The organism is Streptomyces sp. NPDC058274 (assembly GCF_042881375.1).
In the GTDB taxonomy this organism is placed as follows: domain Bacteria; phylum Actinomycetota; class Actinomycetes; order Streptomycetales; family Streptomycetaceae; genus Streptomyces.
In genome coordinates this window covers 862,994-887,993 of record NZ_JBHVXW010000001.1, presented here as the reverse complement: position 1 = coordinate 887,993, position 25,000 = coordinate 862,994, and the positions used below count along the sequence as shown (strand labels likewise).

At 72.8% G+C, this 25,000-nt stretch carries 22 protein-coding genes and 1 pseudogene; 15 read left to right on the top strand and 8 right to left on the bottom strand.

The annotated features are described in order from the left end of the window. Window positions 1-129 precede the first annotated feature (129 nt). From ACFVYF_RS03980 to ACFVYF_RS03925, 12 genes and pseudogenes are all read left to right on the top strand, one after another. Window positions 130-537 carry a hypothetical protein gene (locus ACFVYF_RS03980; RefSeq protein ID WP_389450298.1) on the top strand — a complete coding sequence of 136 codons (408 nt, stop codon included), beginning with the start codon at window positions 130-132 and terminating at the stop codon, window positions 535-537. 767 nt (window positions 538-1,304) lie between these two features. Beyond that, a pseudogene (locus tag ACFVYF_RS03975) lies at window positions 1,305-1,847 on the top strand (carbohydrate binding domain-containing protein); the annotation flags it as partial. Window positions 1,848-2,092: 245 nt separating this feature from the next. After that, window positions 2,093-2,707 (top strand): NADPH-dependent FMN reductase, encoded by a 615-nt coding sequence (locus tag ACFVYF_RS03970; protein WP_389450295.1) that lies wholly within the window; start codon window positions 2,093-2,095, stop codon window positions 2,705-2,707. A 637-nt stretch (window positions 2,708-3,344) separates the two neighbouring features. Continuing rightward, the gene (locus ACFVYF_RS03965; protein WP_389450292.1) at window positions 3,345-5,255 is read left to right on the top strand and encodes a WD40 repeat domain-containing protein; all 1,911 of its coding nucleotides are present in this window, start codon (window positions 3,345-3,347) and stop codon (window positions 5,253-5,255) included. After that, window positions 5,252-6,526 carry an MFS transporter gene (locus ACFVYF_RS03960; protein ID WP_389450289.1) on the top strand — a complete coding sequence of 425 codons (1,275 nt, stop codon included), beginning with the start codon at window positions 5,252-5,254 and terminating at the stop codon, window positions 6,524-6,526. Before ACFVYF_RS03965 ends, ACFVYF_RS03960 begins: the two co-directional genes overlap by 4 nt. Before the next feature lie 11 nt (window positions 6,527-6,537). Further along, window positions 6,538-7,242 carry a GTP cyclohydrolase II gene (gene ribA / locus ACFVYF_RS03955; RefSeq protein ID WP_389450287.1) on the top strand — a complete coding sequence of 235 codons (705 nt, stop codon included), beginning with the start codon at window positions 6,538-6,540 and terminating at the stop codon, window positions 7,240-7,242. Then, window positions 7,239-8,948, top strand: a complete 1,710-nt coding sequence (locus ACFVYF_RS03950; protein WP_389450285.1) for a WD40 repeat domain-containing protein — start codon at window positions 7,239-7,241, stop codon at window positions 8,946-8,948. The genes ribA and ACFVYF_RS03950 overlap by 4 nt, the downstream gene beginning before the upstream one ends. Continuing rightward, window positions 8,945-9,970, top strand: a complete 1,026-nt coding sequence (locus ACFVYF_RS03945) for a formylglycine-generating enzyme family protein (RefSeq protein WP_389450283.1) — start codon at window positions 8,945-8,947, stop codon at window positions 9,968-9,970. The genes ACFVYF_RS03950 and ACFVYF_RS03945 overlap by 4 nt, the downstream gene beginning before the upstream one ends. Before the next feature lie 52 nt (window positions 9,971-10,022). Next, on the top strand, window positions 10,023-10,514 hold the full coding sequence (locus tag ACFVYF_RS03940) for a dCMP deaminase (protein WP_389450280.1): 492 nt from the start codon (window positions 10,023-10,025) through the stop codon (window positions 10,512-10,514). A gap of 6 nt (window positions 10,515-10,520) precedes the next feature. Next, on the top strand, window positions 10,521-10,976 hold the full coding sequence (locus ACFVYF_RS03935) for a luciferase family protein (protein WP_389450277.1): 456 nt from the start codon (window positions 10,521-10,523) through the stop codon (window positions 10,974-10,976). Between the two features lie 122 nt (window positions 10,977-11,098). Continuing rightward, the gene (locus ACFVYF_RS03930) at window positions 11,099-11,245 is read left to right on the top strand and encodes a hypothetical protein (RefSeq protein ID WP_389450274.1); all 147 of its coding nucleotides are present in this window, start codon (window positions 11,099-11,101) and stop codon (window positions 11,243-11,245) included. A 40-nt stretch (window positions 11,246-11,285) separates the two neighbouring features. Then, window positions 11,286-11,948, top strand: a complete 663-nt coding sequence (locus ACFVYF_RS03925; RefSeq protein WP_389450271.1) for a thioesterase domain-containing protein — start codon at window positions 11,286-11,288, stop codon at window positions 11,946-11,948. Between the two features lie 402 nt (window positions 11,949-12,350). On the opposite strand, the gene ACFVYF_RS03920 is transcribed toward ACFVYF_RS03925, so the two are convergent. The 4 genes from ACFVYF_RS03920 to ACFVYF_RS03905 form a co-directional block, all read right to left on the bottom strand. Further along, a complete protein-coding gene (locus ACFVYF_RS03920) occupies window positions 12,351-15,398 on the bottom strand; it encodes a BTAD domain-containing putative transcriptional regulator (RefSeq protein WP_389450268.1) in 3,048 nt (1,015 codons plus the stop codon). A 357-nt stretch (window positions 15,399-15,755) separates the two neighbouring features. Then, a complete protein-coding gene (locus ACFVYF_RS03915) occupies window positions 15,756-16,769 on the bottom strand; it encodes an NAD(P)/FAD-dependent oxidoreductase (protein WP_389450265.1) in 1,014 nt (337 codons plus the stop codon). Continuing rightward, entirely contained in the window at window positions 16,766-17,296 is a 531-nt protein-coding gene (locus ACFVYF_RS03910; protein WP_389450262.1) for an isoprenylcysteine carboxyl methyltransferase family protein, read from the bottom strand. Before ACFVYF_RS03910 ends, ACFVYF_RS03915 begins: the two co-directional genes overlap by 4 nt. Window positions 17,297-17,340: 44 nt before the next feature. Further along, window positions 17,341-18,408 carry a type III polyketide synthase gene (locus ACFVYF_RS03905; RefSeq protein ID WP_389450259.1) on the bottom strand — a complete coding sequence of 356 codons (1,068 nt, stop codon included), beginning with the start codon at window positions 18,406-18,408 and terminating at the stop codon, window positions 17,341-17,343. 150 nt (window positions 18,409-18,558) lie between these two features. Here ACFVYF_RS03905 and ACFVYF_RS03900 point away from each other — a divergent pair, with 150 nt between their 5' ends. After that, complete coding sequence (locus ACFVYF_RS03900; protein WP_389450256.1) at window positions 18,559-19,428, top strand: UbiA family prenyltransferase; 870 nt, start codon at window positions 18,559-18,561, stop codon at window positions 19,426-19,428. A gap of 331 nt (window positions 19,429-19,759) precedes the next feature. Here the strand turns inward: ACFVYF_RS03900 and ACFVYF_RS03895 are convergent, their stop codons facing one another. The 3 genes from ACFVYF_RS03895 to ACFVYF_RS03885 all read right to left on the bottom strand — a co-directional run bounded on the left by ACFVYF_RS03895 (window position 19,760) and on the right by ACFVYF_RS03885 (window position 21,977). Beyond that, complete coding sequence (locus tag ACFVYF_RS03895; RefSeq protein ID WP_389450253.1) at window positions 19,760-20,476, bottom strand: GAF and ANTAR domain-containing protein; 717 nt, start codon at window positions 20,474-20,476, stop codon at window positions 19,760-19,762. 77 nt (window positions 20,477-20,553) lie between these two features. Then, window positions 20,554-21,315, bottom strand: coding sequence for an ANTAR domain-containing protein (locus ACFVYF_RS03890; RefSeq protein ID WP_389450250.1), 762 nt, complete (start codon window positions 21,313-21,315; stop codon window positions 20,554-20,556). Then, window positions 21,312-21,977, bottom strand: coding sequence for a hypothetical protein (locus tag ACFVYF_RS03885; protein WP_389450247.1), 666 nt, complete (start codon window positions 21,975-21,977; stop codon window positions 21,312-21,314). The genes ACFVYF_RS03890 and ACFVYF_RS03885 overlap by 4 nt, the downstream gene beginning before the upstream one ends. A 611-nt stretch (window positions 21,978-22,588) precedes the next feature. Here ACFVYF_RS03885 and ACFVYF_RS03880 point away from each other — a divergent pair. Next, entirely contained in the window at window positions 22,589-23,110 is a 522-nt protein-coding gene (locus tag ACFVYF_RS03880) for an Asp23/Gls24 family envelope stress response protein (protein WP_389450244.1), read from the top strand. Window positions 23,111-23,304: 194 nt separating this feature from the next. Then, window positions 23,305-23,505 carry a hypothetical protein gene (locus ACFVYF_RS03875; RefSeq protein ID WP_389450241.1) on the top strand — a complete coding sequence of 67 codons (201 nt, stop codon included), beginning with the start codon at window positions 23,305-23,307 and terminating at the stop codon, window positions 23,503-23,505. Between the two features lie 12 nt (window positions 23,506-23,517). On the opposite strand, the gene ACFVYF_RS03870 is transcribed toward ACFVYF_RS03875, so the two are convergent. After that, window positions 23,518-24,417, bottom strand: coding sequence for a helix-turn-helix domain-containing protein (locus ACFVYF_RS03870; RefSeq protein ID WP_389450238.1), 900 nt, complete (start codon window positions 24,415-24,417; stop codon window positions 23,518-23,520). Window positions 24,418-25,000 lie beyond the last annotated feature (583 nt).

Here is a 25,000-nt window from a genome sequence, read left to right as displayed (position 1 = left end):
GCATTTGGACACCGTGCGCCGCTGGTGTGGTCGGTTCGCCCAGGCGGGCCTGCCCGGGCTCAAACCGTCAACGCTGCGGCCGTCCCGCCCAGTGACCCGAAGACCTCAAGGACAGGAAGAACACGGAGAATGCCGGATTTCGTACGAGAGGGGCGTCTGTTCCGGGTGGTCAGCTTCGCGCCGTCGCATCGGATGCTGCTGCTGCGCAGCGAACCCACCGCGATCGACCAAACGGACACCCGCGTCGAGGTGTACTTCGGCCATGTGGAGCTCATGCTGCTCAAACCCATCTACGAGAAGGGCATCCACGTCCGCCGGGCGTCGGAGGCGGAGTTCGCGGTGCTGAAGGAGCGCCATGACCTCCCCGCGGACGATGCGGACTTCACCTGGATGATCGAACCGGACGGGGACAGCTTCGTCGTCTCCGGCGGACCCGCTTGGCGCGAGGCGGACCGCGTGTTCGAGGATCCGTCCCTGTTCGACTTCGGCCAGCCCTGGCCCCCGGACTTCCCCGTGGAGTTCGGCAGCGTTGGCTGACCAGTAGCCATGGTCGGGTAGGGCTGCCGTCAGCGATACGTGGCCGGCACGACCGGTGCGTCCCGCACATGAGGTCCAGGACTTCGGACCGATCCGTGTCAACGCCCGGTCGACGTACGGCTGCCCTTTACCTCACGGGCATCCCCGGTGGCTTCCCAGCGCGCGGCATCGGCTGAACCTCCGGAGCGGGCGTTGCGTATGAGTCCCAGAGGGACAGCTCAGGTCTGGTCTCTGCCACGGGACGGAAGGAGAGCACCGTGCCCACAACGCCCGCGTCCGACTCACCGGACGACCGTCGCGCGCTGGAGCCCATCCGCGTGCTGCGCCCGCGCCGCACCGACGCGCTGGCCCAGCTGCTCGACGAGATACGCCAGGACAAGGACTACCGCAGCCACGAGACCGTGGCCGCACCCGCCCCACAGACCAGGACCGGCGGCGGGACGGAGGAACTTCCGCCCGTTCCCGGCCGCGAGACGGAGGAGCTCCTGCCTGTTCCCGGCGGCGGGACGGAGGAACTTCCGCCCATCCCCGGCGACACGAGGGAGAAACACCCTCCCGCCCCCGGCAGCGAGACCGACAAAATCCCGCCCGTCCCCGGCGGCGGCGAGACGGAGGAACTGCCTCCTGTTCCCGGCGGCGAGACCGAGAAGCTCCCGCCCGTCCCCGGCGGCGCGACGAAGGGACTCCCCGCACTCGACGGCGATGCCGGCCCGCCGCGTTCCGTAGGGCGCCCGCGCCTCGGGCCCGGGCAGCGCCGGGCCGCCGTGGTGATCGCGGTCGTCGCGGCGGCCGTCGTCGGCTTCGGCTGCTCCCTCCTGATCCCCAGCCGTACCGACGCCGCCCCGGCCGCACCCTCCGCGAGCGCGTCGGCCGTCCCGACGTCGGCCGCCCCGGGCGCGGCCGGGATCGTCGACGTGCTGACCAACCCCGGCTTCGAGTCGGGCAGCCGCTCGCCGTGGAGCTGCACCGGCAACCCGGGATCGGTCGTCTCCTCGCCCGTCCACGCGGCCTCCAAGGCCCTTCAGGGGAAGGTGAGTTCGAGCGACACCGCGCAGTGCGAGCAGACCGTCGCGGTACGGCCGGACACCACCTACGCACTCAGCGGCTGGGTCCGCGGCTCCAACGTCTACCTGGGCGTGAACGGCGGCGCCTCCACCTGGACCACTTCCCCCTCCGGATACAGCCGACTGACCGTCTCCTTCACCACGGGCGCCTCCCAGACCAGCGCGACGATCTACCTGCACGGCTGGTACGCACAGGGCACGTACTACGCCGACGACATCAGCCTGGACGGACCTGGCGGCGGAGGCGCCTAGGGTCCGCCCGGGCGATCACTGGTCGGCGTCGGCCGGCTGACGGGGAGTCAACCGGCCACGGGGCAGGGGAAGGCCAGTGGTCTGGTTCGCGCTCTTCTCCGCCGCCCTCCGCCGCCCTCCGCCGCCCCGGAAGGGGCGGTACCGGATCGGGATCGCGTCGGGATGTCGTTGTGCCACTCTCAGGTCAGCCGAAGGCGGGGCCCTGAAGGGGGAACCGCCCGAACGACAGGGAGGCCGGGGTGACCAGGATCGTACTGATGTCCGGCAGTCTGCGGCGCGACTCGGTGAACACCACCGCCGTCGCCACGATCCGCCGGCTCTTGACCCGGCGGGACGAGCGGGTGCACACGCCCGTACTGGATCTGCGGGATCTTCCGTACTACGACCAGGACTTGGACGTCGCCGACGGTCCCGCGCCAGTGGCCGAGGCGCGTCGGGTGCTCGGATCCGCGGACGCCCTCGTGATCAGTACCCCCTCCTACAACGGAGGTGCTCCGGGTGTTCTGAAGAACGCCCTGGACTGGTTGTCCCGTCCCTGGGGCGACAGCGCGCTGACCGGACTGCCGACGGCGGTTCTCAGCGTCTCCCCGGGGCCGCGCGGTGCCGCGGACGCCCAGCCGGGGCTGCGGGTGAACCTCGAGTGCTCCGGAGCCGTCCTCATCGGCCATCCGCCGCTCGCGCTCGGCGACGCGGAGGCCCTGCCGCGCACGGATCAGGGATTCACCGATCCGTCGGTCGTCGGCCTGCTGGAGGAGCTGACCGACGCCGTCTGGGCGGCCCGGCGCGCCTCCGTCGCCCACCTGCCCGGACCGCCGGCCGGCGAGGGCCAACTGCGCCCCGCTGCCGCCGTCTGAGAGCGGTACCCACCCGGCGACCGCACCCCGGCCGCCCACCACAGACTTGCCCCGCGCGCGGTGTCCATGAGGCATGCGCCGACGGCAGGAACGCCCGTCCGGACCCCGGACGGCGCGTCGGTCCGGCTCCACGCGACGTGGCGCCCGAATCCCCGGAAGGGGGTGTCCCTCATGACGAAGCTGGTTCGCCGTGTGACCCGGCCCGCCATCTGAGGCGCCCTGTCAGTCCCCCTGCCGCGAAGCAGGAATGCGAAGGAGGTGCAGTCCCATGACGAAGCTCATCCGCCGCGTGACCCGCCCCGCCATCTGATGTCTCCTCACCCTGTAGCGCAGTGAGGATTCGCCCCCTGGGGCAGGGTCTCCCAGCCCCAGGGGGCACGTCACGTCCGCACGCCGTACGTGCCCGTCCGCGCTCACACCTGCCAGGCCGCACGCACGCCGTACGTGCCCGTCCGCGCTCACACCTGCCCGGCCGCACGCACGCCGTACGTGCCCGTCCGCGCTCACACCTGCCCGGCCGCACGCGCCACCCTCGCGGGTCGGCCGGCGACGCGGCCTGCCTCTCCGTTGCCCCTCACCCTCTTCTGCTCACCTTTGTTGCTGCCCTTCACCCGTCCGACAGGAGCGGAGTTTCGCCATGGGGATCCCCGAACGCATCACACGGATCGTCAGCCTGCCCGGCAGCGGGCTCCTGGCCTGTGACCTCCGCGGTGGCCTGCACCGGCTCGACCGCGATCTGACTTTGCAGCAGTCGTCCGGCGCGCCCGCCGCGGCCCAGGACCCGGCCGGCGACCCGGTGTACGGCGTTGCCCTCGCCGGCGACTGGATCATCACCCGTGACAAGACCGGCACCATCTGCCGCTGGCACGCCGACACCCTGCACCTGGCCGACCGCCTCGACGCCCGCACCACCGCCGACCGCTCCCTGCTCCTCGACGGTGAACAGCCTTCGCCCACCATGCTGCGCGGCATCGGTCTGTGGAACGGCAAGGCGTACCTCGACAACGGGTACTTCCAGGTGGTCGTCCTCGACGTGGAGACGTTCGCCGTCGAGCGGATCGTCCAGTGGCCCCACGGCTACGACATGCTCGAATGGTTCTGCACCGACGCCCCCGGCGTGCACGCCGTCGCCGACCGGCACGGCCGTGTCCACCTCGGCTCGCTGGACGAGTGGTCGTTCCCGACCACCGTACGGATCGACGCCTCCAACGTGCACCGCGTCATCTACGACGCGCGGCACCGCCGCTTCTGGGCCATCGGCGACGCCGGTATCGACGACACGCGCAACGTCTCCAACGGCGTGGTGACGATCGGGCTGGACGGCACGGTCGGCGAGCGCATGCACTTCGCCCGCAACGACGTCGAAGGACTCGTCTTCTCCCCGGACTTCGCCACCGCGTACATCGGCGGCTTCGACGGGGAGCTGCTCCTGTTCGACAACACCACTCCCGAACTGACCGTCCGCAAGCGGGTCACCGGCTTCAGCCACCAGATCATCGACGTCACGATCGACGAGGAGGGGCGGGTCTACACCCTCACCCAGGACGGCGAGATCACGGCCCTGTCGCCGGAAGGCGAGTTGCTGCACCGGCTGAACCACACCCGGCAGTGCGTGTGGGACCTGCGCCCGCTGCCCGGCGACGGCGCGAGCGTCCTGGCCGCGACCGACGACGGCACCGCCGTGGTCCGCCTCGACATCCGCGGCGACCACGCCCGGCTGGATCTGGTCGACGAGTCCCACGACGCGCCGGGGTTCGCCCGCCGGGCCGAACCGTGCGGCGACGACAGGGTGGCGGTCTTCTGGCCCGACACGGTGCGCCGCTTCACTCCCGGCGGCAGCACCGTATGGGAGACCCGCCTGCCGGGCATCGTCCACACCGTCTCGGTCTCGCCGGACCACAGCCGGGTCCTGGTGGCCTGCAACGCCGGCGGCTTCGAGTTCGACGCGGACACCGGCCGGCAGGTCCTGCACGTGGACGGGCTGCCCGCGAGCGCGTGGGCGTCGGCCTATCTGCCCGACGGACGCAGGGTGCTGGGGTGCCGCACCGGCCGGCTCGCGGCCTACGACGACACCGGCCGGGTCTCCTGGGAGACGGAGCTGGAGAGCTATCCCAAGCGGCTGCTGGCCGACGGCGACCGGCTGCGCGTCACCGGTGGCGGAGGCGTCAAGGAACTGGTCGTCGGCGAGGACAAGCCGGTACGGCAGTTCGTGGAACTGCTCGACAACACGGCCGAGAACTGCGCGCTGATCGACGGCACGCTCTGCGTGGTCACCTACGGCATGCAGATCGCGGCGTACGACCACGAGAGCGGTGAACTGCTGGCCCTGCACGAGGACTTGCCGGACTTCCCCAAGGGGATGACCGCGCTGCGCGGCGCGGACGGCCGTGCCTACGTGGTGGTCGGCGGCCGGGGCGGCTATCTGCGGCTGTACCGCCTGGACCGCAGCGGCGGGGGGCCGGTCCTCACCGTGCTGCGCGACCTGTGGCTGCCGCGGTCCTCCGGTGCCCGTCCCTTCCCTGCCGCGGCCGGCGCGGCCCGGCCGTGACCACGGCCGACAGGGTGCGCGCCGGGCAGGGCGCCGCCCGCGCCGACGAGGTGGTGGAGCCGTCCCCGTTCACCGAGCGCTCCTTCCTGGTGTTCGCCGCGGGGAACACGGTCAACAACGTGGGCGAGGCCCTGTACGCGACCGCGCTGCCGCTGCTCGCGTACCGGCTGACCGGCTCGCTCACGGTGATGACGTGGCTGGCCGCGGCCGTGCCGATGAGCATGCTGCTCGCCCCCTGGTTCGGTTCGGTGGCCGACCGGCGCGGCACGGCCCGCCTCGTCCTGTACGGGCTGCTGGCGCAGGCGTCGGCGGCCCTGGCGATGAACCTGCTGCTGTGGCAAGGGGATCCGCGGCCCTGGGTGCTGTTCGTGTGCGCCCTGGTGGTGGCGGGCGGCGGGGTCGCCTACCGGACCGGCTGGATGACGGCCGTGCCCGTGATGTTCCCGCGCTGTCCGGCGCGGGCCCGTGGCTCCCTCAACAGCCTGTTCCTCGCCACCACGCTGGCCGGGCCGGTCCTGGCCGCGGCGACCCTGCCGCTGCTGGGCTACCTGGGCGTGCTGTGGCTGAACCTGCCGACGTTCTTCGCGCCGCTGGCGGTGTGGGCGGCGGGCGTGCGCCCGCCGCGCCGGGCCGCGGGGGGAGCGAGGCGGCGCGACCCGGTGCGGATGCGCGGCGTCTGGCACGACATCGCCGCCGACCGGCGCCTCGTCGTCACGCTCGTCCTGCAGATGGTGCTGGAGGCGGTCTGCGGCATCGGGCTGACGTCCCTGGTCCTCTTCGAACTGCGCCACTCCTGGCAGTTGTCGGGGCAGCAGGCCGGCTGGGTCGTCGCGGCCGTGAACCTGAGCCTGCTGACCGGCAACCTGCTGGTGTCGCAGCGCGCGCGGCTGCGGCCCAGGACGCTGCTGACCGCGGCCCTGACCGCCCGCGCGGTGTCCCTGGCCCTGCTGGCGGTGCCGGTGTGGCCGCTGTTCCTCGCCGCCCTGGCCGTCGGAGCCGTCGCTCAGGGCGCGCTGCTGGCCGCCGTGGTGATGCTGCGGGTGCGGTACCTGCCGCAGGCCGTCATGGGCCGGGCCTCGGGACTGATGTGGCTGCTGACCGGGTCCGCCGCGCTGCTGTCCCCCGTTGTGATCCCCCCGCTCGACCATGCCGCGGGCCCGCACGCCACGTTCCTGGTGCTCGGCGTCGCGTCGTCGTTGGTGCTGGTCCACCTGCACCGCGCCCGCACCGCCTGGACCTCGACGAACCCGGTGACAACCGAGCCGGCCTAGGAGAAGAGACCATGCCCCACACACCCGGTGACACCCGTACCACCGACCTCCCGGCCGCCTCCGTGCCCGCGCTGCGCCCCAGCGACGCCGCCGCTGACGCACCGCCGCGGGCGGAGGTCCGCCAGACCGTACGCATCCCCCTGTACCCGGCGAAGGGCGACCCGATCACGGCCGGCGTCATGACCTTCCGCGGACTGGTGGACGGACGCGAGCACCTGGCGCTGCGCCTGGGCACCCTCCGGGACGACGTGCCGCTGGTGCGCGTGCACTCCGAGTGCCTGACCGGCGACCTGTTCGGCTCCGCCCGGTGCGACTGCGGACCCCAGCTGCGCGAGGCGCTGCGCCTGATCGACACCGCCGGCGGCCTGCTGCTGTACCTGCGCCAGGAAGGGCGCGGCATCGGCCTCTACAACAAGCTCGACGCGTACGGGCTGCAGGACCGGGGCCTGGACACCTACGAGGCCAACCGGGCCCTGGGGCTCGGCGAGGACATGCGCGACTACGCGGCGGCCGCGCAGATGCTGCGCGCCCTCGGCCACGAAGAGATCGACCTGCTCACCAACAACCCCAACAAGTGCGAGCAACTGCGCCGGTACGGCATCACGGTGCGGCGCACCGTCGCCACGGGCGTCTTCGTCAACCCGCACAACACCGGCTACCTGACGGCGAAGGTCGCCCGCACCGCTCACACCATTCGACTGGAGGAGTCAGCGTGATACGTCATCACGGGCCGATCAGCGGCGTCGAGGCCTTCGGCGGCGCGTACGTGGCCACGGCCGGCTACGACAACCAGGTCATCCTGTGGGACGCGGCGCGTCGGGCGCCGCTGGCCCGCGCCGTCCACGACCATCTGGCCAACCAGGTGGCGTTCAGCCCGGACGGAAAGCTGCTGCTGACCTCGTCGAGCGACTACACCGCCCGGCTGTGGTCGGTGCCCGACCTGAAACTGCGGGCGGTCCTGAGCGACCAGAAGGACGACGTCGAGATGTCGGTCTTCCACCCGACCCGGGAACTGGTCGCCACCGCCTCGCGCGACCACCTGGTGCGCGTCTACGACTTCGCGGGTGCGCCGGTGGCCCGGTTCGAGGGGCACACCGCGGACGTCATCTCCGTTGCCTGGCTGGGCGATTGCGACGAACTGCTCACCTCCAGCGACGACGGCACCGTCAAGCGCTGGTCGCTGGCGACCGGCGGCATGGTCGGCGAGGTCGATCTGGGCGGTGTGGAGACGGACACCATCGCGATCACCCGGTCCGGCGTGGTGTACGCGGGCAACGACGACGGCGAGATCATCACCATCGCCGACGGACGCACCGGCAAGGCCCCGGCCCACGAGGCCGGCATCAAACGCCTGGTGTACAACGCGGCCACCGAGTCCCTGGTGAGCCTCAGCTACGACCGCACCCTGCGGGTGTGGGACGCGGCGGACCCCGGGGCGGGGCTCCGGCTCGTCCACACCGCCGAGTTCCCCGCCGAGGTGTGGGCCCGCTCGTGCGCCTTCCTCGACGACTCCACGCTCGTCTTCGGCACCTTCGGCTCGTCCTACGCGGTGTACCGGATCACGGACGGGACGTGGGATCTGACCGGGGTGGAGCCCACCGCGTGCGTCAACGCGGTCGTCACCACCGCCGACGGCGCGGTGTGGACGACCGGCGACGCGGGACTGGTGTGGGTGGACGGCCGGCAGCAGGCCGCCACCGGCAGCCTGTGCAACTTCCTCGTGGAGGCCGGCGACCGGGTGATGACCGGCGGTCAGCTGGGCCGGCTCTTCGACGCCCGCGACGGCCGCGTCCTGCACCAGCACCGCTCACCGCTGAACTGCGCGGCGGCCTTCACCCGTGACGGTGTGCCGCACGTGGTGGTCGGCGCCTACACCGGCGAGGGCCTGGTGTTCGCCGTCCGCGCGGGACAGGAGCCCGAGCACGTTGCCACGCTGCCGCTGCACACCAACGCGGTCAAGGGCGTCGCGGTCTCCGGCGACACGCTGTTCGCCGTGTGCGCCGACGCCTCGGCGTCCTGGTTCTCCCTGGACACGTTCACCGAGACCGGCCGGGTCGACGAGGCCCACGCGCGGATCGCCAACGGGTGCGCCCCGCTGCCGGGCGGCCGTTTCGCCAGCATCAGCCGCGACCTGACCCTGCGGATCTGGGACGGGCGCGCGAGCCGTACCGTGCCGACGCCGCACGACCACTCCATCAAGTGTGTGGCGGCCTCCCCGGACGGGCGGCTGGTGGCGACGGGGTCGTACGCGGGGACGGTGGCCGTGCACGACGTGACGACCGGGGACTGGCCGCACGTGGTGCGGCCCACCACGGCGGGCATCTCCAGCCTGCACTACGACGCCGCCCGCGGCCGGTTCCTCGCCTCGTCCTACGACGGCCGGGTGTACCCGCTGGAGCCGGATCCGGAGCCGGCGGCATGACCACGGCCGAGGCCACCGCGCTCAACCCCAACGAGCTGGACGACCGGTCGGCGATGGGACTTCCCGCCGCCTTCACGGACCGCGTCGACCAGGACCGGTTGCGGCAGCTGACCGGCACGGTCGCGGGCGAGGACCCGTGGGAGCTGGCCCGGCACGTGGAGGACCCGGCGGCCGATCCGCTCCTGCGGCTGGCCGCGGGCCAGTTGCTGGCCCTGCTGGGCGACCCGCGCATCGACCCCTTGGCCCCGGCGATGGCGGACGTCCCGGCCGCGCGGGTGCGGCTGGGGCTGCCGGCGGACCGGGTCGACGCCGTCGCCGCGACCTGGCGGCACGTGGGCGTGACCCGGGCCTGGATAGCGAAGGAGACACCGCAGTACGAGGCCCAAATCGCCGCCTTCCGGATCGCCCGCCATCCCGTGACGAACGCGGAGTACCGGCTGTTCCTGACCGAGAACCCGGGCGCCGGGCAGCCCACGTCCTGGCGGTTCGGCGTGTATCCGCCCCAGCTGGCCAACCACCCCGTGTGGAGCGTGTCTCCGCAGGACGCCGACGCCTACGCGGCCTGGCTCGGCCGGCGCACCGGGCGGGCCTTCCGGCTGCCGACCGAGGCGGAGTGGGAGTACGCGGCCTCGGGCGGCGACGGGCGTGCCTACCCGTGGGGCGAGGAGCCGGGCGAGGACCTGGCCAACACCGTGGAGTACGGGCCGCTGGCGACGACCCCGGTCGGCATGTACCCGGCCGGACGCAGCCCCTTCGGCGCGTACGACATGGCAGGCAACGTCGAGGAGTACGTCGCCGACGACTACCGGCCCTACCCCGGCGGCCGGTACGTGGACGACGACCTGCACGGCGACGACGGCGTCGCCTACCGGGTGGCGCGCGGCGGGAGCTTCACCCGCTACGTCGACCTGGCCCGCTGCCGACGCCGCCACGGCTGGTACCAACGGGACCTGTACGCCATGGGGTTCCGCCTCGCCGAGACCCCGCTCGCGGAGGGCGCCGGGGCGGGTGAGGCGCGGTGAGCCGCTGTCCGCACAGCGCGCCTGCCCCGGCGGCGGGCCGGCGGGTGCCGCCGTGACGGCCCGCGGCCAGGGGCCGGGGCCCGGCGCCGAACTGGAGTGGCTCCGGCGGGCGGTGGACCTCTCCCGCCGCTGCCCGCCGTCGCCGACCGCATACTCGGTCGGGGCCGTCCTGGTCGGCGCGGACGGCCGGGAACTGTCCCGGGGATACTCCCGCCAGGACGGCAGCCGGGTCCACGCCGAGCAGGCGGCACTGCGCTCGCTGGGCCGTCCCCGGCCCGCGCTGCGCGGGGCGACCCTGTACACCTCCCTGGAACCGTGCACCCGCCGGGCCTCGTCCCCGTCGCCGTGCGCGCGGCTCGTGCTGGCCGCGGGCATCGGGCGGGTCGTGGTGGCGTGGCGGGAACCGCCGCTGTTCGTGGCGGACTGCACCGGAGTGGAGACGCTACGGGCGGCCGGCGTCGAGGTGGTGTGCCGCGACGAACTGGCGGCGGAGGCCCGGTCCGTGAACCGGCATCTGCTGTCGCCCGGCGCGGGGAGAGGGTGAGCGGGCATGCGTCTGCCGCCGCGCCTGGGGCCGGCCCCGCTGGTCGTGACCGGCCCTCCGGTCGAGCAGCTCACCGATCCGGCGCCGGCCGCGCTGAGACAGCGGCTCGTCGACGCGGTCGCCGCGTTCGACGGCGTCCGCACCGGTCCCTCGTACGTCTGCGTACGAGGGACCTGCGCGTTCCAGCTCGCCCCGGTCCTGGCCCACGGACCGGCCGAGGCGTTCCTGGCGGGCTCGGAGTTCGGGCACGTACATCCGCCGTACGACGGGAGCGTCCACCTGATGCTGCCCTGCCGCTGGGCGGAGCCGGTGGTCGCGGCGGGCTGGGGCGTGGCCGCCGCACCGCGCGGTTCGCTGCTCGTCTACGGCCCGCGCGACGAGGCGGAGAGGGCCGTCGTCCAGCAACTGGTGGCCGGGGCGTACTGGTTCGCGCGCGGTGCCCTGTCCCTGGGCACCCCCTGACGGCACCGCTGACCTGCGGATCGACCGGGTGGTATCCCACCGGGACGTAATCGGGATCTCTGCGTCGTACTGTCGTCGCAGATCGAGAACGAACAGCTCGAACAGCTCGAAAGGAACACGACATGCGGTGGTTGGGACATGCGGCACTGGCCGTGGTCATGGCGGCTTTGATCGGCTGGGCGGGCTCCACGACGGGATCCGCCGGCGCGCACGGCGTCCACGGGCACAGCCAGGTCCTGGCCACCGATGTCGGCCCCACCCGCAGCTGACGCGCAGGTCGCTGCGAGCCGGGAGGCGACCGTGCGGACGGTGAGCGGAGCGCGCTTCCCGCTGGTTCTGCTGCCGGGACCGGACACCTCGGACCCGGACGTGGCCCGCCTGGCGCGTGCCCTGCCTGCCGCCCTCCGGCCGGTCGTGGTGCGCCCCGCGGCCGACGGGGCCCGCTCCTGGGAAGCGGTGCGCGCCCTGCCCGACCTGGTGGACGGGCTCGTCCGCCAGGTCCGGGACGCGGGCGTGAGCGGCCCGTTCGCGCTGCACGGCTGGGGTGCCGGCGCCTACCTGGGGCTGGCGCTGGCCGGGGCGTTCGAGAGGGCGGCCGGGCACGCCGTGTGCACGACCCTGTTCGTGTCGGACGCGGCGCCTCCCGGCCGGGTTTCCGCGCGATTCGACCCGGTGCCGTCACCGCACGGCCGGCTGACCCAGGCCGTGCGGCGCACGGTCACCGAGAGCCGGCTGGTGGTCTGCACCGGTCAGGCGTCCGCGGGGCGTCCCGGGGACGGTCCGGGGCCGTGGTGCCGGCACTCCACGTCCGGCACGGAGTTCGTCACGCTGCCGCCCGGCCTCGGAACGGACCGGGCGTCGGCCCTGTCCCGGCTGATCGCCGCACGGCTGCTCCCGGCGACGGGCCGGCCGGCCGGGACGCCGGCGGCGCGGGTGCACGTGCCGGATGTTGCGGCCGGATCCGTGCCCTGAACAGCGCTCCCGACGCTGCCGCGCCGGGCGGTTGCTCCCGGCGACGGGCCGGCCGGCTGGGCCACCGGCGGTGGGGGTGCACGTGCCGGATGTTGCGGCCGGTTCCGTGCGCTGACCGGCGTTCCCGATGCGGCCGCGCCGGGCGGTTGCTCCCGGCGACGGGCCGGCCGGCCGAGACGCCGGCGGCGCGGGTGCACGTGCCGGATGTTGCGGCCGGTTCCGTGCCCTGACATCCGCTCCCGGCGCCCACAGTCCCCTTCCGGTCGCCGCTCCCGGCGCCCACAGTCCCCTTCCGGTCGCCGCTCCCGGCCGCGTCCCTTTCCGGTCGCCGCTCCCGGCCGCGTCCCTTTCCGGTCGCCGCGCCCGGGCCGCAACATGCTCCGGACGCCGCTCCCGGCCGCGTCACGCTCCGGGTGCGGCGACCGGGTCCGCCACCGTGTCCGTGGGCAGTGCCATCGCCGCGGCGTGCTCGCGGGCCGCGCGGGCGTGCCAGTCGGCGGCGGCCGTGTCCCCCAGGGTCCGCAAGGACTCGGCCAGGCCGCGGTGGGCCCGGACGGTCTCTGTCCGTAATCCGATGGCCGTGGCCTGCTCCAGCGCCGCCCGGTGGCGGTCCACGGCGCGCCGGTGTTCTCCTCGCGCCGCCTCGACCCGGCCCAGCGTGTTCTCGGCCGCGGCCTGCCGGGCCCGTGAGGCGTGGCCGCGGGCCAGGTCGAGCGCTGCCGCCCCGTGCTCGTGAGCCGTGTGCGGCCGCCCTGCCCTCAGTTCCGCCTCGGCCAGGTTGCACAGCACCAGGGAGGTCAGCGCCGGCGCTCGCAGCGGTTCGCACAGTGCCCGGGCGCGGGCGAGGCAGCGGGCCGCGTCCTCGACCCGCTCCAGGCCCAGTTGGGCCAGTGACAGATTGGCCAGCGCGGTCACCTCGATGCCCGCGTCACCCGTGCCCCAGGCCAGTGCGGAGGCCCGCTGCCCGGCCCGCACGGCCTCGGGCAGCCGCCCCAGACGCTCCCGGGCGAAGCACAGGTTGGCCAGGGCCTGGGCCTCCTCCCGCGCGGAGCCCAGCGCGCGGTGCGCCTCACTCGCGCGTACCAGATATTCGACAGCGTCCTCCAGCCGCCCCACGCTGGTGCACAGCACGCCGAGCCGGCTCAGGCAGGCCGCCTCGGTGCGGGGGTCGGCGAGGCCGGAGGCGATCTCCAGGGCCTCCTCGGAGGAGGCGATGCCCTCCTGGAACAGGTCGCGATGCCATTGGGCGACCGCCTGGTTGATCAGCGAAATGCACAGCAGTTCGGGGTCGCCCTCCTTGCGCGCGTTGTCGACCGCCAGGCGGGCCGTCTGCTCGAAGTCGGAGAAGTAGCTCTGGGTATGCAGGTAGAAGCCGATGCCGCGGCTGAGCCAGGCAGCGTGCCAGTGCAGGCCGTACTGGTCGGCGAGGTGCACCACGGCGACGACGTTGCGCCACTCCTGAGCGAACCACCGCTGCGCCTCCTGAGGCTCCAGGGCAGGCGTCTTCGTGTCGTCGTCGGCCGCCGGGGCGTTGCCGTAGCGCACCCGGCCGGGGAACAGGGCGTCGCATGCCCGTTCCAGGTCGGTCAGCATGCGCCCGGCCAGTCTCAGCACCGCGGCGCCACGCTGCTCGGCGTCGTCCGCGGGCAGCGTCCGGGCGAAGCTGTGCACCAGGTCGTGGAAGGAGTACCGGCCGAACTCGAACTCCAGTAGCAGGTGCACGTCCAGCAGGTAATCCAGGATCCGCTCGGTGCTGTGCGGATCGGTGTCCAGGAGGGCGGCGGCGACGGGCGCCGTGAAGTCGGTCCCCGGATGCAGGCTCAGCAGCCGGAAATGGGCGCGGTGTTCGGGCTTCATGGCGTCGTACGACATGCCCAGGACCGTCGCGACGCTGCGGTCACCGGACTCCAGTTCGCCCAGGATGCGGGTGTCGTCGCCGAGCCGGTCGGCCAGGTGACGCAACGTCCAGTGGGGGCGTTTGCGCAGCCGGGCGGCGGAGACCCGCAGGGCCAGCGGAAGCCGGCCGCACAACCGGACCAGGCTTGCGGTGGCGTCCGGTTCGGCGGCCACGCGGTCGGCACCCAGGATGCGGCTCATCAGTTCGACGCTGTCCTCGTCGGTCAGCAGACCCAGGGAGAGCCCTTGGGCGCCCTCCAGTTCGGGCAGCCCGACCCGGCTGGTGATCAGGACCAGGCTGCCGGGGGAGGCGGGCAGCAGCGGGCGGACCTGCGCCGCGTCCGCCGCGTTGTCCAGGATCAGCAGAAGCCGGCGGTGGGCGCTGGTGACCCGCCACTGCGCGCAGCGGCTGAGCGAGTACTCGGACACGGACTTCCCGGACACCCCCATCGCCCGCAGCAGTACGCCGAGCGCCGTCGCCGGCGACAGCGGTTCCTCGTCCGCGGTGAACCCGCGCAGGTCGAGGTAGAGCTGTCCGTCGGGGTAGCGGTCGGCCAGCTGGTGGGCCACGTGCACGGCCAGGGCCGTCTTGCCGCTTCCGCCCATTCCGTCCACGACGAGGATGTGCGGGCTGGTGCGGTCACCGGGAGCGGGGGGCGCGGCGGTGAGCCGGCGTATCTCCTCCTGGCGTCCGGTGAAGTCCGCCAGGTCGTACGGCAGCGTGCACGGAGCGGTCTCGGGGACCGCGAACGGTGGCTCCTGTGTGTCCTGTCGGTCCTGAGGGGCCGGCGGAGCGTCGAGCTCCGGGTCGCCGCGCAGGATCGCCTCGTACAGGGCGGCCAGTTTGGGGCCGGGGTCGATGCCGATCTCCTCCGCCAGCGAGATCCGCAGTCGCGTGTACTCCTCCAGCGCCTCCGCCTGTCGTCCGGCGCGGTAGAGGGCGAGCAGCAACTGGCCGCGGAGGACCTCCCCGTAGGGATGCGCGGTGACGGCCTCGCGCAGTTCGCCGATGAGCCCGCTCGCCTCGCCCTGCTCGAGCCGCAGCTCAAAGACCTGTTCGGTGGCGGCCAGGCGCCGCTCTTCCCATGCGGCCGCCGCGGCGTCGATGACGGGGCCGCCCGCACCGCCGAGGACGGGGCCCCGCCACAGGTCCAGTCCGGCTTTCAGCTGCATGACAGCGTTGTCGGGAAGGCCATCGGCGCGCGCGTCCTGCGCCCGGCGCATCCTGATGTCGAACATCCGCAGGTCCAGTTGGCCGTCGCCGAGCACCGCGCGGTAGCCGGGCGGCTCGGTGGTGATGAGCTGGTGCCCGGACGGCAGGCGCCGACGCAGTCCGGCGATCGCCTTGCGGATCTGGTGCACCGCCGTGTACGGAGGCTCCTCGTCCCAGGCCGCCTGGATCAGCCGCGAGACGGGGACGACCCGTCCCGCTTCCAGCAGCAGCATGGCCAGAACGCGTTCGTTGACAGGACCACCTGGCTTGATCCGCCTCTCGCCGTCCCAGATCTCCAGGGGGCCGAGGACGTGGAAATGCACGTGGGGGGTGGTGTGCATGGTCGGTGCTCCAACTCATGGTGAGGCGCTGCTGATTCCCCCGTAGGCCAGGCGGCCCCATGTGACCTGCTCGTTGTCCGTTGAACATAACTACCTTTCCACCGTCCGTAGTCGAACATGCACGGCCGCCGAGCCGGTTTCTCGCCACGTGCGGCGCAGCTGAGCGCGCCTGAACAGCCGTGCGGGCGCCGAGGGTTACGACCGCTCCGGGCCCTCCGGCCCGGGGGCACCGCCCACGCCACGAGGACCAGCCCGCCGCGCCCGCGGGACGGTGAAGTGCCCCTCGCGGGCGGGGAACCGCCGGGCGGCCGGGCCCGACTCTCCCCGTTCACTTCCGGCGCGGCGATGGGCAAGGCACTACTGCAACGCGTGGACCGCGGCTGAGAACACCGGGGGCATCCGGGACGCCGCGGGGACGATGAGGCGGGCGGTGCCAGGGCGGCGGCCGGCGGCCAGCAGGGCCCCGGTCAGGAGCCGGTGGCGCCGGGTCAGCCGGGTCCAGGCACGCTCGTACGCGGCCGGCTGTCCGGTGGCCAGGCAGCGGACGGCGGCTCCGGCCGTCGCCAGCGCGAGGGCGACGCCCTCGCCGGTGAGGGCGTCCAGGTAACCCGCGGCGTCGCCGACGAGCAGGACCCGGCCCGCGACCCTGCGCCGTACCCGCTGGCGCAGCGGTCCGGCGCCGCGTACCTCCGTCGCGGCCGGGCCGCGCAGTGACGCGGTGAGGCCCGGGAAGCCGGCCAGGTGCTCGTCGTACCCGCGACGGCTGCGGCTGAGGACCGCGACGCCCACCAGGTCGTCGCCGACCGGCGTCACGTAGGCCTCGCCGTGCCTGGACCAGTGGACCTCCACGAAGTCCGTCCACGGCTCGACGCGATAGTGCCGGCGCAGTCCGTAGCGGCCGTGGGGCCGGGCCGGCAGGTCCAGGCCCAGGCTGCGGCGCACCGGGGAGTGCAGGCCGTCGGCGGCGATCAGCCAACGGGCCGTGGTGCCCGCGGCGGTGACCGCGTCGGCGCTCTGGCGCACCTCGCCGACCTTGCCCGGCAGCATGCGCACGCCGAGGCCGAGCGCGCGCCGGTGCAGTGCGGAGTGCAGTGCCGTACGGCGGATTCCCAGCCCGTTGCCGCCGCGGAAGGACGCTTCGGCGCTGGTGGCGCCGTTCACGTAGCGGATGCCGCGCAGTTCGCGGCCGGTGACCTCGACGCCCAGTGCCCGCAGCGCGGCGACACCACCGGGCATGACTCCTTCTCCGCAGGCCTTGTCCACGGGCGAGGTCCGGGGCTCGACGACGACGGCCTCCAGGCCGGCGAGCGCGGCGTGGATGGCGGCGGCCAGCCCGGCCGGTCCGCCACCGGCCACCAGTACGTCGATCATGCCGACGCCGGCGCGACCGCCGCGGCGAGCGCCCGGTTCTCGCAGCGGATGCGCACGCTCAGCAGGGCGGCGTTGAGCACCGTGAACACCGCCGCGGTGACCCAGGCGGTGTGGACGAGCGGCAGGGCCACGCCCTCGGCGACGACGGCCACGTAGTTCGGATGCCGCAGCCACCGCCACCGGTAGGGGCCGCGCGTCACCAGTGGCAGGCCGGGTACGACGATCACCCGGGTGTTCCAACGGGGCCCCAGGGTGTGGATGCACCACCACCGCAGCGCCTGCGCGCCCGCCAGCACGGCCAGCATCGGCCAGGCCAGGGCGGGTACGAAGGGCCGGCCGGCCAGCCAGACCTCGGCAGGGCAGGCGACCAGCAGACCGGTGTGCAGGGCGACCATCGCCGGGTAGTGGCCCTGCCCGGCCACGGTCGCGCCGTGGGCGGTGCTCCACCGTTCGTTGCGGCGGGCGACGACGAGTTCGGCGACGCGCTCGCCGGCGACGGCGGCCACCAGCAGTACGTACCAGATCATGTGTCCACTGTCCTCATGTCCTTGGTGTCCGTCGGCGGGGCGAACTACCAGCGCAGCAGGACGAGTTCGCAGGCGAAGCCCGGCCCCATGGCCAGCAGTACACCCGGGGTGCCCGGCGGCGGGCGGCGTTCGGCCAGCGTGTCGCGCAGGACGTGGAGCACCGACGACGAGGACAGGTTGCCCACGTCGGCGAGGTGGCGCCACGTCACGTCAAGTGCGTCGTCGGGCAGGTCGAGCGCCTCGGTGACGGCCTCGAGGACCTTGGGGCCGCCGGGGTGGCACACCCAGGCGGTCACGTCCCTCGGCTTGATCCCGTGGTCGCCGAGGAATCCCTCGACGTCGTCGGCGAGGTAACGGCGTACGACATCGGGAACCTGCGGATCGAGGACGACCTGGAAGCCGGTGTCCTTGATGTCCCAGCCCATGACGCGCCCGGTGTCCGGATACAGGTGGCTGCGGGTGTCCACGATCGTCGGGCCCGCGGTCTCGTCCGGGCGGCCCGGACGGTTCGCGCCGCAGGCGACGACCGCGGCGGCCCCGTCGCCGAACAGTCCGGTGGCGACCAGGTTGGCCATGGAGGCGTCGTCGCGCTGGAAGGTGAGCGAGCACAGCTCGACGGACAGCAGCACCGCGACGTGGTCGGGCCGGCCCAGCAGGTAGTCGTGCATACGGGACAGGCCGGCGGCGCCACCGGCACAGCCCAGGCCGAACAGGGGGAGCCGTCTGACGTCCGGTCGCAGTCCGAGGCGGCCGACCAGGCGTGCGTCGATCGAGGGGATGGCGATACCGGTGACCGACGTGAAGATCAGCAGATCCACGTCGCCCGCGGACAGACCGGCCGCGTGCAGGGCGTCCCGGACGGCCTTGGCGCCCAGGTCGGTGGCGGCGGTGATGAAGACGTCGTTGGAGGCGCCGAATCCGTCCAGTTCCGCATACCGTTCGAGCGGCAGCGTCATATGGCGCGAGTGGACCTTCGCACTGCGGTGCAGCCGGTCCAGGACCCGACGGTCGGTGCCTTCGGGCAGGCAGGTGCGGGCCACCATGTCGGTGATCTCGGACTGGATGCGACGGTGGGGTGCGAGGGCACCTTGAACAGCGGCGATCCGCGTCATGTGGGTCCCGTCCGGTTACCGACTCGGATGAGTTGCTTCCCACCTGTTCCCCGGACCGGGCCTTCGGCACCACGAATCGCCCGTCCGGCCGCTCGCCCCGGAGAACGCCTGCTCCGGCCGGGTGGGGCCCGGGCGCCTACGATCGGCCGGGTGGGCACTCCCGAGCACTCGACGACCGGCGGCCCCGAGGTGAGTTGGGCCGGCCGGGTGGCCGGCCTGGCCGGGTCGTGCCACCCCGGGCCTGTCGTGGCGGTCACCGCCTTGATGACCACCCTGGCGGTCACCGCGGGCCAGGGCACCGCGCGTGCCGTCCTGACCGCCGCCGCCGTGCTGACCGGGCAGCTGTCCGTCGGCTGGTGCAACGACGCGTTCGACGCGCGCCGGGACATCGCCGCCGGCCGCCGTGGCAAACCCGTCGTCGACGGCACGGTCGGGGTGACGGAGGTCTGGGTGGCCGCGTTCGCCGCGCTGGCGCTGTGCGTACCGCTCTCGCTCGCCTGTGGCCTGTGGGCGGGGGCCGTTCACCTGACCGGAGTGGCCGCGGCATGGGCGTACGACCTGCGGCTCAAGGCGACAGCCTGGTCCTGGGCGCCGTACGCGATGGGCTTCGCCGCGCTCCCGGCGTTCGTCGCGCTGGGGCTGCCGGGGCAGCCGTGGCCGGCCTGGTGGGTCGTCACCGCCGGGGCGTTGCTCGGAGTCGGCTCCCATCTGGGCGATGTGCTGCCGGACATCCGCGGAGACCTGGCGACGGGCGTACGGGGATGGCCGCACCGACTGGGCCCGGACGGCGCGCGACTGCTGCTGCCGGTGCCGCTGGTGGCCGCGTCCGCAGTGCTGGCCCTGGGGCCCGCCGGACCACCCGGCAGGTGGGGAGTGACGGCGCTCGCGGTGGCCGGCCTGGTCGCGGTGGCGGGGACGGTGCTGGGTCGCCGCTGGGAGCCGGTGGCATTCGCGGCAGCGGTCGCCGTGGCGGTGGTGGACGTGGCGTTGCTGCTGCTGCGCGGCACCGGGATCGCCTGACCGCGCCGCCTCGCATCGTACGGAACCCGCGGGCGTTGGTGGTCGGCTTCGCCGCCATGGCGCTCTGGCGAGGTGCCCGCGCCGTGCTGTCCAGGGGCCCTCAGCGGAAGGTGGGTTCGCGCGTACGGGACGGCGGCCGGGCGGTCTTCTACGTCTCGGCCCGCCGGCGCCGTCTGTGAAACGTTGACCCAAGCCGGGCCGGCGTGGTGCCAACTCGTATGCCAGGGAAACCTGTTGGGCGTGTCCTGACGCGACGGCGGCGATCTTCCCGGCAGCGGCCCACCACCGTCGAGCCGGAGCCTGTCGCACAGTGACCGTCCCTCGACGTTGATCAGGCGGCCAGGCCGGGGAAGGGCTCGGAGCCGTCGATGAAGGCGCGGGCCACATCGGACAGGCGCCGGTTGTGGGCACGGGCGTAGCCGCGCAGTGCGGTGAAGGCCCGTTCCATGTCGACGTTCTGGCGTTCGGCGAGTTTGCCCTTGGCCTGTTCGATCAGTACACGGCTGTTGAGCGCGGTCTGCAGCTGTTCGTTGAGGACGGTGCTGCGCTGACTGGAGCGCTGTTGCAGCAGGCTGATGGTGGCGACGTCGGCCAGCGCCTGGGCGATGGGCGTGCCGGACGGGTCGAACGGACCGGGCGTGGCGCGGAAGAGGTTCAGGGCGCCGACGGTCTCGTCCCGCAGCCGCATCGGCAGGGCCTGGACGGCCCCGAACCCACTGCGGTGAGCCGCCGTGGCGAAGCGCGGCCATCGGCCGACCTCCCGGACCAGATCGGGGACGATCACCGGTGTCCCGGTGCGGAAGCACTCCAGGCAGGGGCCTTCGTCGTTCTGGAGCTGGAAGAGCTCCAGCAGGCGCACCTGTTCGTCGGAGGCGGCCATCACACGGAGTTTGCCGTCCCGGTCGGCGAGCAGCACCCCGGCGGCGCTCGCGTCGAGCATGCTCACGCAGCGATCGGTCAGCAGGCGCAGGAAGTCGATCAGGTCGAAGTCGGCGACCAGGTTGTCCGCCAGCTCGACGAAGGTCTTGGCCAGGAGTTGCTGATTCATCGTGACACCCTCGATTGAGACGGGTCCCGCCGGGAGGGGCGAGAGGTGCGGCGTGTTCGTCGGCCCTGGCCGGCAGGTCAAGTGTGGTCGTCGGGCCGTCCCAGTTCGGCGTCGGGCGAGAAGCGGAGCCGGTGGGCCACCACGTCGGCGGCCACGTCGGCGAGCCTGCGTTCCTGTGTGTAGGCGTAGGCGCGGAGGCGGACGAAGGCCTCGTCGAGGCCGACGGCGAGCTGGACGGTGAGGATGCCGGTGGCCTGGTCGATCTCCGCCCGGTATCCGCCGAGGTCCTCCAGACCGCGCTGTGCCAGTGCCGCGTCGGCCGGCGCGCGCGTCCCGTCGATCCGCGCGTCGAGCAGGAGCAGCGTGGCGAGATCGGCGAACGCCAGCGCGTCGGCCAGTTCCTCGGTGTCCAGCACGGTGGGGACGTTGGCGTACAGGTCGAGGACTCCGGGGCTGATCGCCCCCATCTGCAGGGGGAGTGCGAAGACCGCGCGTGCTCCGGCGGCCAGCGCCGCGTCGGCGAACACAGTCCAGTTCTCCTGCAGCGCGCCGGTCAGCAGATCGGGCGTCAGGACGGCCGACCCGTGGGCGAAGGCGTCCACACAGGGCCCCTCACCCAGGGTGAGCTGGAGCTCCTCCAGCTGTTCGCTGATGTCGTCGGTGCTGCACAACGGGTGGCTCGTGGCGGTCCTGGACATCGCCGACACCCCGGCTCCGCCGACCGGCAGCGCGGCCACCGCCGCGGTGCACACATCGACCACGCCGACCCGGGCACCGCGTCGGGCCGCCTGCTCGGCGACCAGCACCTGGATACGGGACGAGCGGCTCCCGGAGCTCATCCGCGCCACCGCGTCCAGGCGTCGTGCGCCAGTCCCTCCATCCGCGCCGCGGTTCGTTCCCCGCGGGGGAGGACCAGAGCACGGAACGTGGTCGGGCCCGTCGGCCGCCACACCTCTCCCATGTCCAGCCATCCCCAGGAGCGGAGCGCCGCGAGGGTCGGGTGATCGTCCTGGTCCACCAAGGTGGCGCCGAGGGACGCCTGATGGTCACTCAGCAGCCGTTCCTGCAGGCGGCGGGCCACCTCCCGGTCCTGCGGATGCGGGCGGACCAGGGTGGTCGTGATCGCGAAGACGCCGCCGGAGCCGGTGAGCTGCTCGATGCTCTGCGGCACTGCTCCGTCGAACCCGAGCCCCCAGAAGCCGTCACTGCCCACCGGGAACCCGTAGGCGCCACCCACCAGGTGGTCCGTCTCCGCGATCACCATGGCGAAACCCGGCCGTCGGATGTCGCCGGTGAGACGGTGCAGGAAGTCCTGGCGGCTGCGGGCGCGGTACGCCGCGGGGACGGACGCCTCGTGGGATTCGAGGTACAGATCCGCCAGCTCCTCGCCCAGGCCCTGCGCCGGCCAGCGGTTCAGACGGCGCAATCGGACCGCTTCCATGGTGGCCGGCTCGCCTGCCCGCAACGCGTACGGCTGCCTCTGCTCCGGTTGGGCGGTCATCGCACATCGCTCGACAGGACGGCCACCAGCGGCGCGGCCGGGGCGTGCGCCTCCCCGGGAGCCGGTGACAGACGCCCGAGCGGAAGGTCGCGAAGCAAGAACGGACAGGGTGATCAGCGCCCGGTTCCGTCGGTCGTGACGGTAGACGGCGAGCTGTGGGAGGGGCATGACGCCTCGGTTCAGAGGAACATCCGACAGCGAGGTGGGGACGCCGGGTTTCCCGGCCCCTCTTGGCGCGCTGTCGGCAGGGGCGTACGGTCGGCGGAGGCGGAGCGACTGCCGGTCCGAGGCCCTGTGCACCAGGACGGAGGAGCCGGCCGGTTCTCGCCAGGGATGCGCCGGGTGACGGACGAAAGATCCGCTCCCCGCAGCCATCTGTGTCGCGAAACGACAAGCCGCCGGGGTCTGGGACGCCTGCACAGGAGCATAGTCCTCGCGCGGTGCGGCAGACGGTCCGAAGCCGCCCCATCTCAGGATGTGGACAGCGGCACAGCGTGGTGGCGCATCATGTCCGGTGCCTTGTACGGCACTTGGACCTGCGGTACGAAAGCGGCGGCGAACAGCCGCTCAGGTAAGGCAGTCCCGCCGACTGCCCGAGGAGGTGGCTTCGCATGACGGAGCCGAACGGATCGACCCTGCCGACCCCTGATCCTGACGAGTCCCGCACGGACGCGGGGACGACGCTGCAGGTCTCACGGCCCGGTCTTCAGGAACCTGCGGAGACCCGCGGCCGGACGACGATCGCCGACGGTGTGGTGGAGAAGATCGCCGGGATCGCCGCACGCGGGATCCCCGGAATCCACGCACTGGGCGGCGGATTCACCCGCACCATGGGAGCCGTGCGCGACCGGGTCCCGGGCGGCCACGCGAGCGCGGGACGCGGCGTCAAGGCCGAGGTCGGCGAGAAGCAGACCGCCATCGACCTCCAGGTCGTCGTCGCCTACGGCGTCAGCATCACCGAGGTCGCCGCGGAGGTCCGCGAGAACGTGATCGCGGCCGTGGAACGGATGACGGGCCTGGAGGTCGTCGAAGTCAACATCGCCGTCAACGACGTACACCTGCCGGACGAGGACACACCGGAGACGGGTCCGGACGAGGACACACCGGAGACGGGTGAGGAACGGGTGCACTAGGGGCTCGCGTCGACCGACGCCTGGCGTGGCGGCCCGGCGGGCGGTGCGGTGTTCCGTCCCCTCGTGCCGAGTCCTCCTATGGTGGACGCGCGCCTTCGGGACCGAGATGGCTCGGATCCGCTTTCCGAAGGAGACGCGCCCTCCGTGATCGTCAAGCTCGCGGAGCCACCCGACAGCCTGGAGGGCTGACACGCATGCTGTACCTGATCATGGGTTTGATGGGTGTCCTCGGCGGTGGACGGGCGCTCGGTCTCCGCCGTAGGCAGCTCGGCGCGGCCCCGTCGTCCTCGTCGGTGATCCTGCGGCCGGCCGTCCTCACCGCGCTCGCCGGGATCGCCATCGCCGGCGGGGTCTTCCTCCTGGCGGGCGGCATCACGGCGCTCCTCCAGGGCTGAGCGCCCGGCCGGCTATGGCCGTGTGGACTCGCTGCCACGGAGCGGTGGGTTCTCCGCGTCGATGTGGGCCTTGATGATGTCGGCGATGAAGTGGCGGGTGCTGTCCGCATCGAGGGCCAGGGCCTGCAGGCGGTCGTATGTGGTGCCGTAGTGCTGCAGGTCGGATCGTTTCTCCAGGTAGACGTGGCTGGTGGACCCTTCCAGGTACACCACCCCCGCGTCAGGACTGTCGGCGAACTTCAGGATGGAGAACTGCCCGGAAAGGCCCGGGTGGGCCCCCACGTCGTAGGGGATGACCTGCACGGTGATGTGCGGCTCGGCGCCGAGCGCGTTCAGGTGCTCCAGTTGTTCGCGCATGATGTCGGGGCCGCCGACGACGCGGTGCAGTACCGATTCGTCCAGGACGACGCACAGACGCAACGGGCGGGCCGGGTGGTAGATCCGGTGCTGCCGGCGCAACCGCACCCTGAGGCGCGTGGTGGCCTGGTCGACGGTGACCAGCGGGATCGTGTTCTCGATGACCGCGTGGGCGTAGGCGGGCGTCTGCAGCAGGCCCGGGATCACCGTGGGCTCGTAGGCGTGGATGCAGACAGCGTCCGTCTCCAGGCCGATGTAGGTGCTGTAGGGGAGGTCGCCGTAGGCGCTCCACCAGCCCTGCTGCCCGGAGTCCTTGGCCATCCGCATCAGTGAGTCGACGACCTGCTGGTCCGTCACCCCGTAGATCGTGCACAGGTCGCGCACATCGCGGGGACTGATGGCGCGCTGGCCGTTCTCCAGCCGGCTGATCTTGGGCTGGGAGACGAGGAGTCGCTCTGCGACTTGTGTACTCGTCAGACCGCTGGCCTTCCGCAGCCGGCGGAGCTCGGCTCCCAGATCGCGCTTTCTGACGGTGGGGTTGATGTTCGCCGCCACGGGCGTTGTGCCTCCGGCTCCCTGGGCCCTCTGCTGGTGGGCAGCCTGCCAAGATCAGATTCAGTCAGCGCATTGTGTACTGCCCTGCCGTGGCCGTGCGCGATCGTCTGCCGGAGTTCACCTGTCCGGCGTAATGGGGAAGTGAACTCGGCTTTTCGGCAAGGGCGTTGGCGGGGCATGGTCGGGGAGAGCGGTTTCCCGCAGGGGGACGGACCGCATCCGGAACACGTCATTTCCGCACCCGTCGGCACCCTGGCGAATGAGGCAATGACTCGGGCATAAACACGCCGGAGTGACCCGTCGGGGCGAACGCACGCGAGAGTGAATCAGCCCGGAATTCAATATTACTGTCACGGGTACGGCTTGGGCCTGCTCGCGTGTGGCGCCAACCGCTTGTTCCTCTGCGGCCGCCATGCGCCGAATGTGTGGGCGTGGCCGCGTGATCACAGCAGCTGAAGCCGCCCTTCGGCGGGGTCGGCCGTGCCCGGTCCCTTGCTGGATCATCAAGCGATCCGCCACTGGTGAAAGCCGTGAAGCGGCCGCTTTCGCCGCCCTCGTGCAGGTGGGCTGAGCGGTCTCCCTC